The organism is Mesorhizobium subarcticum, from assembly GCF_055456085.1.
Genome location: NZ_CM144237.1, coordinates 3,724,413 through 3,740,224 on the forward strand (window position 1 = coordinate 3,724,413; position 15,812 = coordinate 3,740,224).

Sequence of the window (15,812 nt, forward strand, 5' to 3'; positions counted from 1 at the left end):
TCGTCGGCAGCTGTTCGCAATTGCGCAATTTATCCCAGCCGCTGTTAAGGAAGTGACATGGAACGGCACTAAGGAAGCCCCATGCGATGCCGCTCGCCTGGGGGCGCGGCTCGCATGGTGGAGCCGGCATGAAAATCGTTCAGATCACAGACACCCATTTCAGCCCGACCAAGCCGCATTTCAACGGCAATTGGCAGCCGCTGGCCGCCTGGATCGAGCAGAGCGGCGCGGACCTTGTCATCCACACCGGCGACCTCAGCGTCGACGGTGCCGACAAGGACGACGACATTACCTTCTGCATGGATCTGATGCGGGAAATCACCACGCCAATGCTGCTGGTGCCCGGCAACCATGATGTGGGCCATCTCCCGGGTTCCCTGCAGCCGGTCAATGCCGGACGCCTCGAGCGCTGGCGCCGGCTGGTCGGCCCGGATTACTGGATGGAGGACACTGGCAACTGGCGTTTTATCGGGCTCGACAGCCTACTGATGGGTTTTGACGATGCCGAGGACGAGGCACAGTTCGCATGGCTGCGGACCGTGCTGGAAAGTCGGGGCGGCCGGCGCGTCGCGATGTTCGCCCACAAGCCGCTGTTCATCGATGAGCCCGGCGAGGGCGATACCGGCTACTGGAGCGTCAGGCCGGCCCAGCGCCAGCGGCTCTACGATCTGATAGCGGCTCACGATGTCGCGCTGTTTGCAAGCGGCCACCTGCACCGGGCATGGCAAGGCCATTACGAAAACACCTCGCTGATATGGGGCCCGTCGGCCGCCTTCGTGGTCGGCGACATGGAACGCGACATGCCGGGCGAGCGGCTGCTTGGCGCCGTCATCCATCAGTTCGGGCACCAATTCGGCGACACGCCCGCCAACGAGATCGTCGCCATCCCCGGCATGACCACTTACGTTCTCGATGATGTGGTTGCCGAAGTCTATCCGCACGAGGCGCACAAGGTCCGAAAGCGGGTCGCGTCATGAGCGCGCTGTCGCTTCGCGGCCTCAAAAAATCCTTCGGCGGCAATGCCATCCTGAATGGCGTGAGCCTCGATGCCGAAGCCGGTGAGTTCATTGCGCTCGTCGGTCCGTCCGGATGCGGCAAGAGCACCTTGCTGCGCATCCTGGCCGGTCTCGATCACGCCGACAGTGGCGAAATCTTCGTCGACGGCCGGGACATGTCGCCGGTTGCCGCGGCCGACCGCAACATCGCCATGGTGTTCCAGTCCTACGCCCTCTATCCGCATCTGACGGCTGGCCAGAACATTGCCGTTCCGCTTGCCATGAAGCGGCTGAACCGCTCGCAGCGCGTGCCGTTGGTCGGCTCCCTGCTGCCCGGCCAGAGAGAGATCCGCACCGGCATCGCGCGCGATGTCCGCGAAATGGCTGCCTTGCTCAAGATCGACCATCTGCTCGATCGCAAGCCGGGACAGATGTCGGGCGGCCAGCGGCAACGCGTGGCGCTGGCGCGCGCCATGGTGCGCCAGCCCAGCATCTTCCTGATGGACGAGCCGCTCTCCAATCTCGATGCCAATCTGCGCGTCCATGCACGCGGCGAGATCGTCGAACTGCATCGCCGCGCCGGCGTGCCGACGCTCTATGTGACGCACGACCAGGCCGAGGCGCTTTCGATGGCCGACCGTGTGGCGGTGATGATCGGCGGCAATCTGCTGCAGCTCGCCGCGCCCGAGGTGGTCTACAACGATCCCGCCCATATCGAGGTCGCGCGTTTCGTCGGCCAGCCGAGGATCAACATTATCCCGGCGCAGGCCGAAAACGGCCGTGTCGGCTTCGAAGGCATCCGGCTGGCCCTGCTGGAGAAGGTGGCGAACGGCCCGGTCAGTCTCGGCATCCGGCCCGAATTCGTCAAATTGTCGCCCAGCGGACGCAGCGGCCTGGCCGGGCGGATCGAGCGCCTCGAATTCCTCGGCTCGGAAGTCATTGTCCATTGCCGGCTCGGCGCGTCCGGTGACAGCGTCATCGCCAAGCTGGCGCCGCATGAGGCGAGGGGCCTGATCGCCGGAATGCCGGTTGGCATCCTTCTGCCCCTGAACAAGCGATGCTCTTCGGCCCGGAGGGAAAGCGGCTACGCATAGCGGATGTGGCAGGCGCGCGGCAGGAGCCGGCCCATGTCTAGCGTCGCGCTGGCGGGTCACATCCCGAGCGCCGCAGCACTGCGCCAGCGTAGCGAGAACCGGACCGCATGGCTGCTCGCGGCGCCGGCCATCGTGCTGTTGCTGCTGTTCGTGCTGTTGCCGGTGGCGGCCGTCATCTTTCTCGGTTTCACCGATTTCGAGCTCGGCTACGGCAAGTTCCGCTTCGTCGGCTTCGAGAATTATGCGCATCTCCTGAACGACCGCACCTTCCGCAGATCGCTGTGGAACACGTCCGTCTACACGGCGATCGTCGCGCCGGTCTCGATCGTCCTTGGCCTCGGCGTTGCCATCCTTATCGAAGGCGAGGGGCGGGCGCGCGGCTTTTTCCGTACTGTCTATTTCCTGCCCGTCGCCTCACTGATCGTCGCCATGGCCACCGTCTGGCAATACATCTTCCACCCGACGATCGGGCCACTCAACGCGCTGCTCTCGCTGGCCGGCATTCCCGGGCCGAACTGGCTCGGCGCTTCGAACACCGTGCTTTACAGCCTGTCGATCATCGGCATCTGGCAGTCGGTCGGCTTCAACATGGTGCTGTTCCTGGCCGGCCTGACGGCGATCCCGCGCGAGCTCTATGCCGCCGCCCATGTCGACGGCGCGAAATCGGCGCTCGACCGGTTCTTCCTGGTCACCTGGCCGATGCTGGGACCAACGACGCTGTTCGTCGTCACCATCAGCATCACCAATGCGGTGAAGGTTTTCGAAACGGTGAAGATGCTGACCGATGGCGGCCCCAACAAGGCGTCGGAAGTGCTGCTTTTCACCATCTACCAGGAAGGCTTCGTCTATCTGCGCGTCGGCTACGCCTCGGCGATGACGGTCGTGTTCCTGGCGATCCTGGTCGTGCTGATGCTTCTGCAATACCGCGTGCTCGACCGGCGGGTGCACTACACATGACGAGCACCGCCTTTCCCTTCGGCCGCATCATCCGCTTCGCGCTGCTCTCGCTCGGTGCGTTGATGATCCTTGCGCCCTACATCTTCATGATCTCGACGGCGGGCAAGACGCAGAGCGACATCTTCACCTCGTCGCTGACGCTCATCCCGCAGCATTTCTACTTCGCCGAGAATTTCGCCAAGGCGTTTGCCAAGGTGCCGATGACGACGCTGCTGTGGAACGGCGTCGTCGTCTGCGGCTTGATCTTCTTCTTCCAGGTCGTGGTCGCGATCCCGTGCGCCTATGCGATGGCCAAGCTGAAGTTCCGCGCCGCGCGGCTGATGATGGTGCTGGTCATGCTCGGCCTGCTGGTGCCGATCCATGCCACGGCGTTGCCGCTCTATGTCGCCTTCGACAAGATGTCGCTCTTGAACAGCTATACCTCGCTGGTTGCGCCCTTCACCATATCGGTGTTCGCGATCTTCATGTTCCTGCAGTTCTTCCGCGCCATGCCCGACGATCTGCTGCACGCGGCACGGCTCGACGGCATGTCCGAACTTGGTATCATTGCGCGCGTCATCGTCCCCAATGCGTGGCCGGCGGTCACCGCCTTCGCCATCTTTTCCGTCGTCGCGCACTGGAACGATCTCTACTGGCCGCTGATCGTCGTCAGCAAGCAGGCCTACGCCACGCCGCCGCTCGGCCTGATGTATTTCCGCGCCGCGGAAGCCGGCGACGACTACGGCGCGCTGATGGCAGCCACGCTGATCATCACCCTCCCTCTCGTCGCCGCCTTCCTGCTCGCGCAGAAGCGCTTCGTCGAGGGTATCACCATGACCGGTCTCAAAGGCTGATCTGCCTACAACCAATTGCGCCAACAAGGAGCACGAGCAATGAAGCATATTTCCAGGATTTTCGCCGCGGCGGCGGTGTCGCTGGCGGCGGCCCTTCCGGCCCATGCCGAAACGACGCTGACGGTCCACTACCCGATGCCCGGCTTCTTCAAGAACGTCATGGACACGATCTCGAAGAAGTTCATGGAGGAAAATCCCGATATCAAGATCCAGTTCGCCAGCCCGTCGGCGACCTATGAAGAAGGCATCCAGACCATTCTTCGCCAGGCCGGCACCGACGAGATGCCCGACATCACCTTTATCGGCCTCAACCGCCTGCGCATGCTCAACGAGCGGGACGTTGCCGTCGATCTCGGCCCGCTGGTCAAGAAGGAAGGCAACATGGCGGAGCTCGGCTTCTCCGACACGATCCTGAAGCTGGCACAGGTCAACGGCAAGCAGGTTGGCCTGGCCTTCGCGACGTCCAACCCGATCATGTATTACAATGCAGACCTGGTGAAGGCAGCCGGTGGCGATCCGGACAATCCGCCCAAGACCTGGGACGAGGTCATCGCGCTCGGTGGCAAGATCAAGGCGCTCGGCAATGGCGTCGACGGCATCGACTTCCGCTGGCAGGGCGACGACTGGATGTTCTCGGCGCTGCTGTTCGGCGCCGGCGGCAAGATGCTGAACGAGGACGAAAGCAAGGTCGCCTTCAACGGGCCGGAAGGCGAGAAGGCGGTGGAGATACTCGAGCGCATGGTGAAGGAGGGCGGCATGCCGGTCTTCACCAAGCCGGCGGGCGAACAGGCCTTCGCGGCCGGCAAGGTCGGCTTCGAATTCCAGACCACCGGTGCTCTGGTCAACACGATCAAGAATGTCGGTGACAAGTTCACGCTGCGCACCGCCAAGATCCCGCTGATCGATCCGGTCAACGGCCATCTGCCGACCGGCGGCAATGCCGTGGTCATCCTGACCAAGGACGCGGCCAAGCAGGAAGCCGCCTGGAAGTTCGCGAAATTCGCCGCCGGCCCCTATGGAGCTTCCGTCGTCGTGCCCGGCACAGGCTATGTTCCCAACAATGAGCTGGCTGCGAAATCATCAGACTATCTTGGCGATTTCTACAAGAAGAACCCGCTGTTCCAGGCCGGGCTCAGCCAGATGCCGCTGATGGTTCCGTGGTATGCCTTCCCGGGCACCAATGGGGTGAAGGTGACGCAGACGATCGTCGACAATCTGTCGCGCATCGTCGACCAGTCGGCCTCACCCAAAGAAGCGCTCACCGACGCGGCCAGCGACGTCGAAGGCATGCTGCCGACGCAGTAAGGGTTTTCCAGAGCAGCCGCCGCGCCAGCGCGGCGGCTGCTCTGTGTCAGACGGGCCTGTAAACCTTCTCCGCCGTGTTCCAGAAGATATCGGCCTCGGCCGCCGCGCCGTGTTTCGCCACCGCGGCGCGGTGTGCCTTGATCAGCTCGGCGTGGCTGGTCCAGAGCTTTTCGATCGGGAAGTTCGAGCCGAACATCAGGTGGTCCGCGCCCAGAATGTCGATCGCGTTATCGACGATATAGGCGATCAGGGCCGGCTCGTTGCGGTGGACGAAGGTGCCGAGACCGGACAGCTTTGCGTAGAAATTGGGTGCTGCCGACAGCGTGCGCAGGCCGGCTTTCCAAGCCTCTGTGGTTTCCGGCTCCATGCCGGTCAGCATGCCGGCATGGGTGAGAATGAAATTGGTCTGCGGGTTTTCGCCGACCAGCGCCAGCCCGTCCTTCATCTGGGCGGGGAAAAGCTGCAGGTCGAACGATAGTCCGTAATCCTTCAGCCTCGCCACGTTGGCTCGCACCTTCGGATCGATGACCTGGTCGGCAGAGGCGGCGAAGCGGAAAGCCGGCGTTTCGTGCCAGTGGAGTTGCATGCGCACGCCGCACAACAGCTTGTATTTCGTCAGCCGGTCGATCTGCGGCCTGACATCGTCGACCGTCATGTCGGCATAGCCGACGATGGCGTGCGGCCAGCCGGTCTCATCAGCGGTCTTCTGCAGGAAGGCGACCTCCTTCTCGAAATTCTCCTTGGCCCAGTTGGTCTGGACATAGACCGCCTTTTCGACGCCCGAGCCTTTCTGATCTTCGAGGAATTCGCCAATCGGGTAGTCGCGTCGGATCGGTTCGTACGGGCCGAAGATGCGCGGCACCATCGGTCCGACCAGCCAGGGCTGGTCCTTTTGGCGCCAGATGTGGAAATGCGCGTCGATGGCCTTTTGCATCACGATACCCTTTTCCAGATTGTCGATGCCGCGGGGGCAGGGCGGGCGAGCGACAGGATGAAATCGGTGAGGCTTTTTACCGACGAGCCGTCGATGAGGTCGTCGAGGTCAGGCAGGATGGCGGCGAGTGCAGCCGTGGCCGGCCGGAAGCGCGGGTCGCCGGCCAAGGGAGTCGCCAGCGACAGCCGGAAGGCGCGGGCGCTCAGCCGTCGTATCGCTGTTTCCAGTTCGGCATGGTCGCCGCGCTCCAGGGCGTCCGACAGGATGACGACAGCGGCGCCGCGCGCGAAGGACGAGAAGCGGGGAACCGAGAGGAAGGCGAGCAGTGTTGGTCCCATGCGGGTGCCGCCGTCCCAGTCGTCGACCTGGGCAGCCGCGCGTGCCAGCGCCTGATCGCGGTCGCGGATGCGCAGCGCGGTGGTGATCCGGGTCAGTCGCGTTCCGAAGGTGAAGATCTCGGCGCGGTCGGCGCCTTGCGCGGCGGCATGCGCCAGCTTGAGGTAGTCCGCCGTGTGCAGCTTCATCGAGCCGGAGACGTCGATCAGCAGCAGCAGCTTGCGCGGCACGCTCTGGCGTCGGCGCAGCAGCGGCGAGGGCACGTCGCCGTCGGCGCTGACGATTTCCCTGAGCGAACGGCGCAGGTCGAGCTTGCCGCGCGAATGCGTGCGCACTGTGCGGAAGGAGCGGCGCGCGGGCAGGGCGGAAGCGAGCTTGCGGCGGAAGGCGGTCAGCCTGTCGTCATCACGCTGGAAATCGCGGGTGCTCAGCTGCTCCAGCGCCGAAGACAGCTCGCCGCCTTCCTGGCTGTGCTCGGCCTCGATCCGCTCGTCGTCGGCGCCGCCATCGTCCTTGATGCGGGTTTCCTCGTCGGCATCGCCTTCGACCACGGCTGAAGTGTTGCCGTAGAAATGGCTCTGGAAATGCGCTTCGAATTCGTCGCGGCGGTCGGGCGGTGGTGCTAGCGTGGCAAGGGCGGCCTCGCGGATGTCGGCCATCGAGCGGGGGCCGAGCAGGGTCACCGCCTGCATGAAGCTGGTGATTTGTTCGGGGGCGATGGCGAAGCCATAGCGGCGGAGCAGGCGGCCGAAACCGAGGAAGGGTTGGGCGGGACGGGGCAAGCTTGTTTCCCGCATCATTCCGTGTGGCCCCCCTCTGTCCTGCCGGACGTCTCCCCCTCAAGGGGGGAGATTGGCAGTTTCGACGCGCCGTCTGGTTCTGCGACGTTGGTGATTGGCGAAAACCGGAATGACAGATGATCTCCCCCCTTGAGGGGGAGATGTCCGGCAGGACAGAGAGGGGCGCTGTCCCGCCAGCGTTGCGAAATCAGGACGCGGCTCACCCCATCGCCTCCTCGACGATCCGGCCAAGCTCCGGCGCGATGTAGGACAAATCCTCCTCGTCCTTGATCAGCACACCAATGGCGCGGCGGAAGGCTTCCGGCCAGGGGCTGCCGCCTTTTTCGAGGATGGTGGCGGCGTTGGCCCATTCGACCGCCTCGGCGATGCCGGGCGGCTTGGCCAGTGGTCGAGCGCGGATGGTTTGCACCGCTGTGGCGACAGCGCGCGCGGTGGCCCCGGCCACATCGCCGGCGCGCAGCATGATGATGGCGGCCTCGCGTTCGGCATTGGGATAGCCGATCCAGTGGTAGACGCAGCGCCGGCGCAGCGCCTCGGCGAGTTCGCGGGTGCGGTTCGAGGTCAGGATGACGATCGGCTGGGCGGCAGCGCGGATCGTGCCGCGCTCGGGAATGCTGATCTGGAAGTCGGAGAGGAATTCCAACAGCAGCGCTTCGAACTCATGGTCGGAACGGTCGATCTCGTCGACCAGCAGCACGCGCTGTTCCGGTGCGCGTAGCACCTGCAGCAGAGGCCGGGCGATCAGGAAACGGTCGTCATAGATGTCGATTTCGTGCTCGCCGGCATGGCGGATGGCGAGCAACTGGCGCTGGTAGTTCCATTCGTAGAGCGCATGTGCGGCGTCGATGCCTTCATAGCATTGCAGACGCACCAGATCGCGGCCGAGCAGTTCGGCGATTGCCTTGGCCGCTTCCGTCTTGCCGACGCCGGGCGCGCCTTCGAGCAGCAGCGGCTTGCCCAGCCGGATCGCCAGGAAGATGGCGGTGGCCAGGCTGTCATCGGCCAGATAGCGCGAGGCGGCGAGATGCTGCGCCACCGCCTCCGGCGAGGTCGCGACGGTCTCGGCGCTTGTCCCGTTCATTTCGATCCTCAGTTCGCCGCTTGCGCCTTGAGCGCACGCAAGATGCGCTCCGGCGTGATCGGCAGCGTGTCGATGCGCACGCCAACGGCATCGAAGACGGCGTTGGCGACGGCGGGTATCTGCGGATTGGCGCACATTTCGCCCGGGCCCTTGGCGCCGTAAGGCCCGTCGGCCGATGGCCGCTCCAACACGATGATCTCCGTTTGGGCAAGGTCACCGGGACCCGGCATCAAATACTGGTTGAAGTCGGTGCCGCCATGATCGCGGTTGGGATAGTAGGGCTCGGTCGTTTCGTAGAGCGCATGGCTGATGCCCATCCAGGAACCACCGACCAGTTGCTGCTCGACCATTTTCGGGTTCAGCGCACGGCCGATCTCGAAGACGTTCTTCACCGTCAGCACAGTCACTTCGCCGGTCTCGTCATCGACCTCGACCTCGGCCACGGTGCAGGCATGCGCGTAGCAGGTCGACGGCTTCATCGCGCCGGTTTCCTTCTCCGGATAGGAGCGCGGGATCAGGAACATGCCGCGGCCGGAGATGGAGCGGCCGCGTTTGAAATGCGCCGACAGCGCGACATCGAAGATCGAGATCGATTTTTGCGGCGCACCCTTGACCAGAATGTTTCCCTGGCCGTCGGTCTCGAGGTCAGAGGCGTTGACCTCCAACTCTTCCGCCGCCACTTCCAGCATCACCTGGCGGGCTTCCTTCGCCGCCTGGATGACGGCGTTGCCGGCACGGTGCGTGCCGCGCGAAGCAAACGTGCCCATGCAGTGCGGGCCGGTGTCGGTGTCGGCGGTGTCGACGACGACGCGGTCGGTCGGCACGCCGATCGTCTCGGCGCAGATCTGCGCCATGATCTGCTTCATGCCCTGGCCGAGATCGACCGACGACAGCGTCACCATGAAATTGCCAGTCGGCGTCGAATGGACCAGCGCCTGTGTTGGGTCGCCGCCGAGGTTCATGCCCGTGGGATAGTTGATCGCGGCAACGCCGCGTCCGCGCCGGATCGCCATCTCAAGCTCCGTTCTTGTAGGAGGACATCGCCATGTACTTCTCCGCCACCGGCCAGTTGGCGGCGCGCGAGGCTTCCTGCATGCATTCGATCAGCGCCGCGCCCTCGGTCGGCTGGCGATGCGCCTTCATGTCGCCGTCGCGATAAGCATTGATGAAGCGGAATTCGAGCGGGTCCATGCCGATCAGCCGCGCCAGCTTGTCCATCTGCACCTCCAGCGCGAAGTCGCCGATGGTGACACCGAAGCCGCGCATGGCCGATGACGGCGTGCGGTTGGTGTAGACGCAATAGGTGTCGATCCAGACATTGGGGATGGTGTAGGGGCCGGGGTAGTGGCCGGCACCCTTCTGCGCGCCATAGGGCGAATGACGCGAATAGGCGCCGGCATCGGTATAACCGGTGACCTTTCGGGCGATGATGCGGCCGTCCTTCATGACGCCGTCCTTGATGACGACCTTTTCGGCCGCGCGCGGCGACGAGATCTGCATCTCCTCCTCACGGCTGTAGATGAAGGATACTGGCCTGCCGGTCAGTTTGGCGCCGAGGATGGCTATCGGCTCGACGATGACGTCGACCTTGCCGCCAAAACCGCCGCCGACGGTGCCGCCGACGAAATGCAATTTGCTGCCGGGCATCTGCAGGATGATCGAGGCGTTGTCGAGCGTGAAGAACATTGCTTGGGTGTTGGTGTAGCAGGTGAAGCGGTCATTGCCTTCGGGCGCCACGACGCAGCCGGTGGTCTCGGTCGGTGCGTGCTCGATCGGAGAGGACTGGTAACTCTGTTCGAGAATATGATCGGCGCCGGCAAAGCCCGCCTCGACATCGCCGAAGCGCACCTTGCGGCACGCGCCGCTGTCATAGAGGTAATAGTTCTGGCCGTGATATTCATTGACCAGCGGCGCGCCCAGTTTCAGCGCTTCCTCCATGTCGAAGACGGCCGGCAGCACTTCGTAGTCGACCTTGACCTTGGCCGCGGCTTCCTGGGCGGCGCGGTCGGTTTCGGCCAGCACCGCCACCACGGCCTCGCCCTTCCAGCGCACCTTGCCGTCGGCCAGCACCGTCTCGTCCTCCGGCCCAACTTGGATCAGGATCAGGATGGTGTAGACGTTGTGCGGCACATCCTTGGCGGTCAGCACCTTGACCACGCCCGGATGCTTTTCGGCTTCGGACGTGTCGATCGAGCGGATGCGCGCATGGTGATGCGGGCTGCGCACCATCTTCAAATGCAGCATGCCGGGAAAGTTGCGGTCGGCGAAATAGGCGGTTTTGCCGGTGACATGGCCGGGCGAATCCGAGCGTGGCCGGGGCTGGCCGATCTCGTGCAGATCGTCCTTGCGGACATCGGCGAAATAGCTCTTGCGCAGTTCCATGTTTGCTCCCCTCAGAGCATGATGCCGAAAAGTGTGAAGCGGTTTTCGGACGACATCATGCTCTTTCTCTTTGATTTAGAGGCGGATTCAGATTTCAGGTCGATTCGACCTGAAATCATCCGGCTCTAGGCCGCGTTCTGCGAATTGGCGCGGGCGGCGGTGAGCACCGCCTGGATGATCGGCTCGTAGCCGGTGCAGCGGCAGATGTTGCCGGACAGTGCCTCGACAACCTCTTCGCGGCTGGGATTGGGTGTGTGGTCGAGCAGCACCTTGGCGGCCATGATCATGCCCGGCGTGCAGAAACCGCATTGCGTGGCGAAGGTGTCGAGGAAGGCGCGCTGCAGCGGATGCAAGACGCCACTTTCCGATAGTCCCGATGTCGTGATGATTGTCGTCCCGTTGCAAGCTTCAGCCAGTGTCAGGCAGGAGAGCCTCAGTTCGCCGTCGATGATGACAGAGCAGGCGCCGCAAGTGCCTTGGTGACAGCCGCCTTTCGGTGAGGTGTCGCCGATCTTGTCGCGCAACGCGTTGAGCAGCGTCGTGCCGCCATCGATGAATTCGGCCTTTTCGGAGCCGTTGAGCGTGAACTGGACCGGGACCTTCGCCATGTTTCCTCCTTGCGCGCCTGCCCGACGGATCGGACAGACGCGCGCCCCCCAACGGGGTGTTTTCAGGTCAGCAGCAGCCGGCCGAGATGGACCGGCAGGACTTCAGCGCGATACCAGGCGCTGGCGATCGGATCGGTAATCGGCGCGGTGCCTTCGGTGGCGGCGGCCAGCGCTGCTGCGATGCCGTCCCGGTCAAGCGTCTTTCCCTCGAGCGCCTTTTCCGTGGCCTTGGCGCGCATCGGCCTGTCAGCCATGCAGCCAAGCGCGATCCGCGCCGAGGAGATGGTGCCGTCGGCAGACTGTTCCAGAACGGCGGCTATGCTGAGCACCGAAACGCCCTTGGGCTTGACCCGCGACACTTTCAGGAAGCGGAAGCCGTCAGCCTTCGGCAGGATGAAGCTGACTGACGTGACGATGGCACGGGTGCCGTCCCGCCCGGCCAGAAAAGCCTCGATGGGCAATTCGCCATCATCAGTGCTGACCGTGGCGTCGAGCGCCAGCAAGGCAACGGCGAAGTCGCCATAGGGCGCCGGCGCGAATAGATTGCCGCCGATCGTCGCCATGTTGCGGATCGCCGGGCCGCCGACGGCGCGTGCAGCCTTGGCGAGCGCGCCGAGCTCCGGATGGAGGGCGATGGCCGCCATCGTCACCGAGGCACCGATGCGGGCCATGCCGCCGGAGACCACGATGGCCGACAAAGCCGGGTCGGTCGACCTGACAAGGCCGGAGACCGAAACATCGCCTTCATTGGTCGCGCGGACCACGAGCGTCCCGCCGCCGAGATAGCGCGTGCCAGCCGCCTTCAGCGCCGCGTTGGCATCCTTCACCGATGCGAAAGTCTGGAGTGCAAGCGCCATGGAACGCTCCTGTTCTCAGCCCAATTCAGCTCTGGCCGGCAAAATGGGTTTTCAGTGCATTGAACCCGCCCTGAAAGACGTTGGCGCCCATGCCCGCGGCGATCTTGTCGGCTTCTTCGGGGGCCGCATCGAAGCTGGCGGTCCATTCGGCATAGGTACGATCGCCATCGGTGACGCGGCGCAATTGCAGCGTTGCCTTGTGGTTGGTGAGCGGCTGCGGCGTTTCCAGGATGGAATAGCTGACGAGGAAGTTCTCATCGGAGAAGTCGAGCAGCTTTTCACGGATGCGCGCGCCGCTGGCGAGCTCGAAATTGCGCACGCAGCCGATCGTTGAGGCGTCCTTGCCGTCCTCGATATGGCTCTCGACCATGCGCGGATGCCAGCCCGGCAGGCCATTGAAGTCGCGTATGCGCGCCCAGACCTTTTCGACCGGCGCGTCGATGACGCTGGAAATGGTGACTTTTGCCATAAGACGTTCCCTTGCGAATTTTCGTCTGGGGCAAGGGTAGGGCGATGTTCGCGGCGCCGCTTATCAATGCGTCTTGGTCGCGTATCAACCAGTCTGAAAAAGGGACTGAAGGTTCAGGCCGTTGCCCGCGCCGCCTCACGGTAAAGCGTCGGTGGCACGCCGACATGGTCGCGGAAGAAGCGCGAGAAATTGCCTTGCGTGGTGAAGCCGAGATTGCAGGCGACCGAGATCAGCGGCTCCTGCGACCACTGCAGCTGCCGCACCGCTTCTTCCATGCGCAGCGTGTTCCAGTAGACGTTGGGCGTCAGATTGGTCTGTTCCTTGAACAAAGCGAAGAAATGCGGCCGCGACAGGCCGACACTGCGCGCCACATCGTCGAAGGAGATGCGCTCGCAGACATTGGCCCGCATCAGCTGGATCGCCTTGCGGACGCGAAAATCCTGCATGGTGTTGATGCGTGCGCGTGCCTCCGGCGGCGCCGACGCGTCGGCGGCGTCAAGCACTGAGTCGATGAAGCGCTCGATCTCGTAGTTGGCGATGTCGTCGACGCTTTCATTGTCGGTCAGATGGTCGAGCAGGCTGGCGGCGGCCTGGTGCAGCCAGGGCTCCAGCGTGATGGCAGCCTGCGAAAAAAGCGGCGCGGAAGAGGGCAGGTCGCGTCGCCGCCGCGCCCAGTCCGGGTCGATGTAGAAGGCGAGGAACAGGCCCGGCCTGCCGTTCTGCGACAGGATGTGGCTGTGCGGCTGGAAGGAATTGATGCCGGCGGCGGTGTGTGGTCCAAGCTTGACCGTTTCGCGGCCAATGGTCATCTCGCCGGCAGTGCCTTCGAGCCAGATGATCAGATGTGCCTCGACATGGGCATGGGTGACGAAGTCGCTTGCGACATTCAGGACAGAAACATGTCCGAACCGGCCCCAGTAGAGCCTGATCGCGTCCGTCATGGGCTTATCCTCCCGCAGACGACTGGCCTCCCTTCGCCTGCATCGAGGATTGTGCGGCTGAGTTCGGGCATGCGTCAAGGCGTGGGTCCCTGGCTGGCTTGTCTGGTGCCGCCTGCCGACGGATTTTCAGACTGAACGATAGGTACCAAAGAGAATAACGCTTTGGCTCCACGCATTGATGGATCAGTCGCTGCGCCTGAAGTTGCGGATGCGGTCGAACAGCACTGCAAGCAGGATGGCGCCACCGATGAAGACGCCTTGCCAGAAGGCGTTGATGCCAAGCAGGCCCAGGCTGTTGCGGATCACCTCGATGAGGGCAGCACCGACAATGGCGCCGAAGGCGGTGCCGACGCCGCCGGCGAGGTTGGCGCCGCCGATGACGGTGGCGGCGATGACCTGCAGCTCCATGCCGGTGCCGAGATTGGTGGTGACCGCACCCAGCCAACCGGTCTGGATGATGCCGGCAATGCCGGCCGCCAGCGCCGAGATCATGTAGACCGCGACCTTGATCGGCTTCACCGGGACGCCGGTCAGCGTTGCTGCGTGCTCGTTGCCGCCAATGGCGAAGATGTGGCGGCCAAATTTTGTCCAGCGCAGCACGAAGCCGGTGATCAGCGCCAGAACGATGGTGTAGAGCACCGGATTGGCAATGCCGAACACCCAGGCCCCACCGCCGAGTGCCAGCAGCTTGGCGTGGTCGGGCCCGAACTGGAAGACGACGGTGTTGTTGGAGGCAACCATGGCCAGGCTGCGGGCGATGGACAGCATGCCAAGTGTGACCACAAAGGGTGGAAATCCGATATAGGCGATCAGAATGCCGTTGAAGGCGCCGATGGCGAGCGCGGTGGCGATCGAGGCGAGGATGCCGATTTCGATCGAGTAGCCGGCATGCATGGTGACGGCCAGCACCATTGACGACAGGCACAGCACCGAACCAACCGACAGGTCGATGCCGCCGGTGATGATGACGAACGTCATGCCGAGCGCGATGATAGCGACGAAGGTGACATTACGGGTGATGTTGTAGAGGTTCTTCGAGGTGGCGAAGGCGTCGGTGGCAAACGACAGGAACAGGCAGGCGAGGATCACGGCTATCACCACCCAGAAGGTCTGGCTGGCGAACATCCTTGTCAGCAAGGATTGCTGCTTTTGCACGATCGGCTGGTCAATTGTCAGTGCCATCGTCGACCTTTACCCCATAGAGAAAACGCTTGAAAATCAAACCTGTTCGATGGCGCCGGTGATCAGCCCGGTGACTTCCTCGGGCGAGCTCGACGCGATCGTCTTGTCGGCCACCTTGCGACCGCGCCGCATGACGATGACCCGGTCGGCGACGTCGAAGACGTCGGGCATGCGGTGGCTGATCAGCACGACTGATATACCCTGGTCGCGTAGCCGGCGGATCAGGTTCAGGACTTCGGCCACCTGCCTGACGGAAATTGCCGCGGTCGGCTCGTCCATCAGCACGATCTTGGCCTGCGACAACCTGGTGCGGGCGATCGCCACCGCCTGGCGCTGGCCGCCGGACATCTGCTTGACGAGGTCGCGCGGCCGGGTCTCGGACTTCAGCTCGGCGAAGATCTGGCCGGCGCGCTTGTACATCGCGGCATAGTCGAGAATGCGGAACGGACCGACGCCGCGCCGCAACTCGCGGCCGAGATAGACGTTCGCCGCCGCGGTCAGATTGTTGCAGAGCGCGAGGTCCTGGTGGACGATCTCGATGCCGTGCTGGCGCGCCTCGACCGGCTTGTGCAGGATCAGTTCCTTGTCGTCCATGCGCATTGAGCCGTGGCTCGGCCGGAAATTGCCGGCGATCATCTTGACCAGCGTCGACTTGCCGGCGCCGTTGTCGCCCATCAGGCCGACGACCTGGCCGGGCTCGATCGACAGCGACACGTCGTTGACCGCCTGGATGGCGCCGAAATGCTTCGAAATATTGGTGAGTTCGAGAACCGCCACCAGCCTGTTGCCTCCCTATGCCTGCCTGCTTTCCCGGTCGACCGGGCGCGGCTTTCGCGGCGCTCTCCCAGCTCCTCCCGGAAGCAGCGCTGACGTCCATCTACGCAAATGCCCGCGCGGGCGTCAATTGTCAGACGAATAAGAACCGGCAATTGTCGGGGAAATAAGGTCGACGACTTCCGCGACGCGGGTTCTGCCATTTCGAAAAATCAGTTTTGTAGGACAAATGGCATTGACGTTGGCTTCGCGCCGTTATTAGCT

General features: G+C 63.7%; 15 protein-coding genes and 1 pseudogene. 5 read left to right on the plus strand and 11 right to left on the minus strand.

The window, feature by feature from the left end:
- The first annotated feature begins 128 nt into the window (after positions 1-128).
- The 5 genes and pseudogenes from ACZYHG_RS18280 (at position 129) to ACZYHG_RS18300 (ending at position 5,184) form a co-directional block, all read left to right on the plus strand.
- The gene (locus ACZYHG_RS18280; protein WP_464609754.1) at positions 129-977 is read left to right on the plus strand and encodes a metallophosphoesterase family protein; all 849 of its coding nucleotides are present in this window, start codon (positions 129-131) and stop codon (positions 975-977) included.
- Positions 974-2,130: pseudogene (locus ACZYHG_RS18285) on the plus strand (ABC transporter ATP-binding protein). Before ACZYHG_RS18280 ends, ACZYHG_RS18285 begins: the two are co-directional and overlap by 4 nt.
- A complete protein-coding gene (locus ACZYHG_RS18290) occupies positions 2,123-3,046 on the plus strand; it encodes a carbohydrate ABC transporter permease (protein ID WP_464609755.1) in 924 nt (307 codons plus the stop codon). The pseudogene ACZYHG_RS18285 and the gene ACZYHG_RS18290 overlap by 8 nt, the downstream one beginning before the upstream one ends.
- The gene (locus ACZYHG_RS18295; RefSeq protein ID WP_464609756.1) at positions 3,043-3,879 is read left to right on the plus strand and encodes a carbohydrate ABC transporter permease; all 837 of its coding nucleotides are present in this window, start codon (positions 3,043-3,045) and stop codon (positions 3,877-3,879) included. The genes ACZYHG_RS18290 and ACZYHG_RS18295 overlap by 4 nt, the downstream gene beginning before the upstream one ends.
- 39 nt (positions 3,880-3,918) lie before the next feature.
- A complete protein-coding gene (locus ACZYHG_RS18300) occupies positions 3,919-5,184 on the plus strand; it encodes an ABC transporter substrate-binding protein (protein WP_464609757.1) in 1,266 nt (421 codons plus the stop codon).
- 46 nt (positions 5,185-5,230) lie between these two features.
- On the opposite strand, the gene ACZYHG_RS18305 is transcribed toward ACZYHG_RS18300, so the two are convergent.
- From ACZYHG_RS18305 to ACZYHG_RS18355, 11 genes are all read right to left on the minus strand, one after another.
- A complete protein-coding gene (locus ACZYHG_RS18305; protein ID WP_464609758.1) occupies positions 5,231-6,118 on the minus strand; it encodes an amidohydrolase family protein in 888 nt (295 codons plus the stop codon).
- Positions 6,118-7,254 (minus strand): vWA domain-containing protein, encoded by a 1,137-nt coding sequence (locus tag ACZYHG_RS18310; RefSeq protein WP_464609759.1) that lies wholly within the window; start codon positions 7,252-7,254, stop codon positions 6,118-6,120. Before ACZYHG_RS18310 ends, ACZYHG_RS18305 begins: the two co-directional genes overlap by 1 nt.
- Positions 7,255-7,453: 199 nt before the next feature.
- Entirely contained in the window at positions 7,454-8,335 is an 882-nt protein-coding gene (locus tag ACZYHG_RS18315) for an AAA family ATPase (protein WP_464609760.1), read from the minus strand.
- Positions 8,336-8,343: 8 nt separating this feature from the next.
- Complete coding sequence (locus ACZYHG_RS18320; RefSeq protein ID WP_464609761.1) at positions 8,344-9,348, minus strand: xanthine dehydrogenase family protein molybdopterin-binding subunit; 1,005 nt, start codon at positions 9,346-9,348, stop codon at positions 8,344-8,346.
- A gap of 1 nt (position 9,349) precedes the next feature.
- Complete coding sequence (locus tag ACZYHG_RS18325; RefSeq protein WP_464609762.1) at positions 9,350-10,717, minus strand: xanthine dehydrogenase family protein molybdopterin-binding subunit; 1,368 nt, start codon at positions 10,715-10,717, stop codon at positions 9,350-9,352.
- Between the two features lie 125 nt (positions 10,718-10,842).
- A complete protein-coding gene (locus tag ACZYHG_RS18330) occupies positions 10,843-11,325 on the minus strand; it encodes a (2Fe-2S)-binding protein (RefSeq protein WP_464609763.1) in 483 nt (160 codons plus the stop codon).
- A gap of 62 nt (positions 11,326-11,387) precedes the next feature.
- Complete coding sequence (locus ACZYHG_RS18335) at positions 11,388-12,182, minus strand: FAD binding domain-containing protein (RefSeq protein ID WP_464609764.1); 795 nt, start codon at positions 12,180-12,182, stop codon at positions 11,388-11,390.
- Positions 12,183-12,207: 25 nt separating this feature from the next.
- Positions 12,208-12,651, minus strand: coding sequence for an SRPBCC family protein (locus ACZYHG_RS18340; protein ID WP_464609765.1), 444 nt, complete (start codon positions 12,649-12,651; stop codon positions 12,208-12,210).
- Positions 12,652-12,764: 113 nt separating this feature from the next.
- The gene (locus ACZYHG_RS18345) at positions 12,765-13,592 is read right to left on the minus strand and encodes a helix-turn-helix domain-containing protein (RefSeq protein WP_464609766.1); all 828 of its coding nucleotides are present in this window, start codon (positions 13,590-13,592) and stop codon (positions 12,765-12,767) included.
- A gap of 183 nt (positions 13,593-13,775) precedes the next feature.
- On the minus strand, positions 13,776-14,774 hold the full coding sequence (locus ACZYHG_RS18350; RefSeq protein WP_027029824.1) for an ABC transporter permease: 999 nt from the start codon (positions 14,772-14,774) through the stop codon (positions 13,776-13,778).
- Between the two features lie 36 nt (positions 14,775-14,810).
- Positions 14,811-15,551, minus strand: coding sequence for an ATP-binding cassette domain-containing protein (locus tag ACZYHG_RS18355; RefSeq protein ID WP_464609767.1), 741 nt, complete (start codon positions 15,549-15,551; stop codon positions 14,811-14,813).
- Between the last annotated feature and the right edge of the window lie 261 nt (positions 15,552-15,812).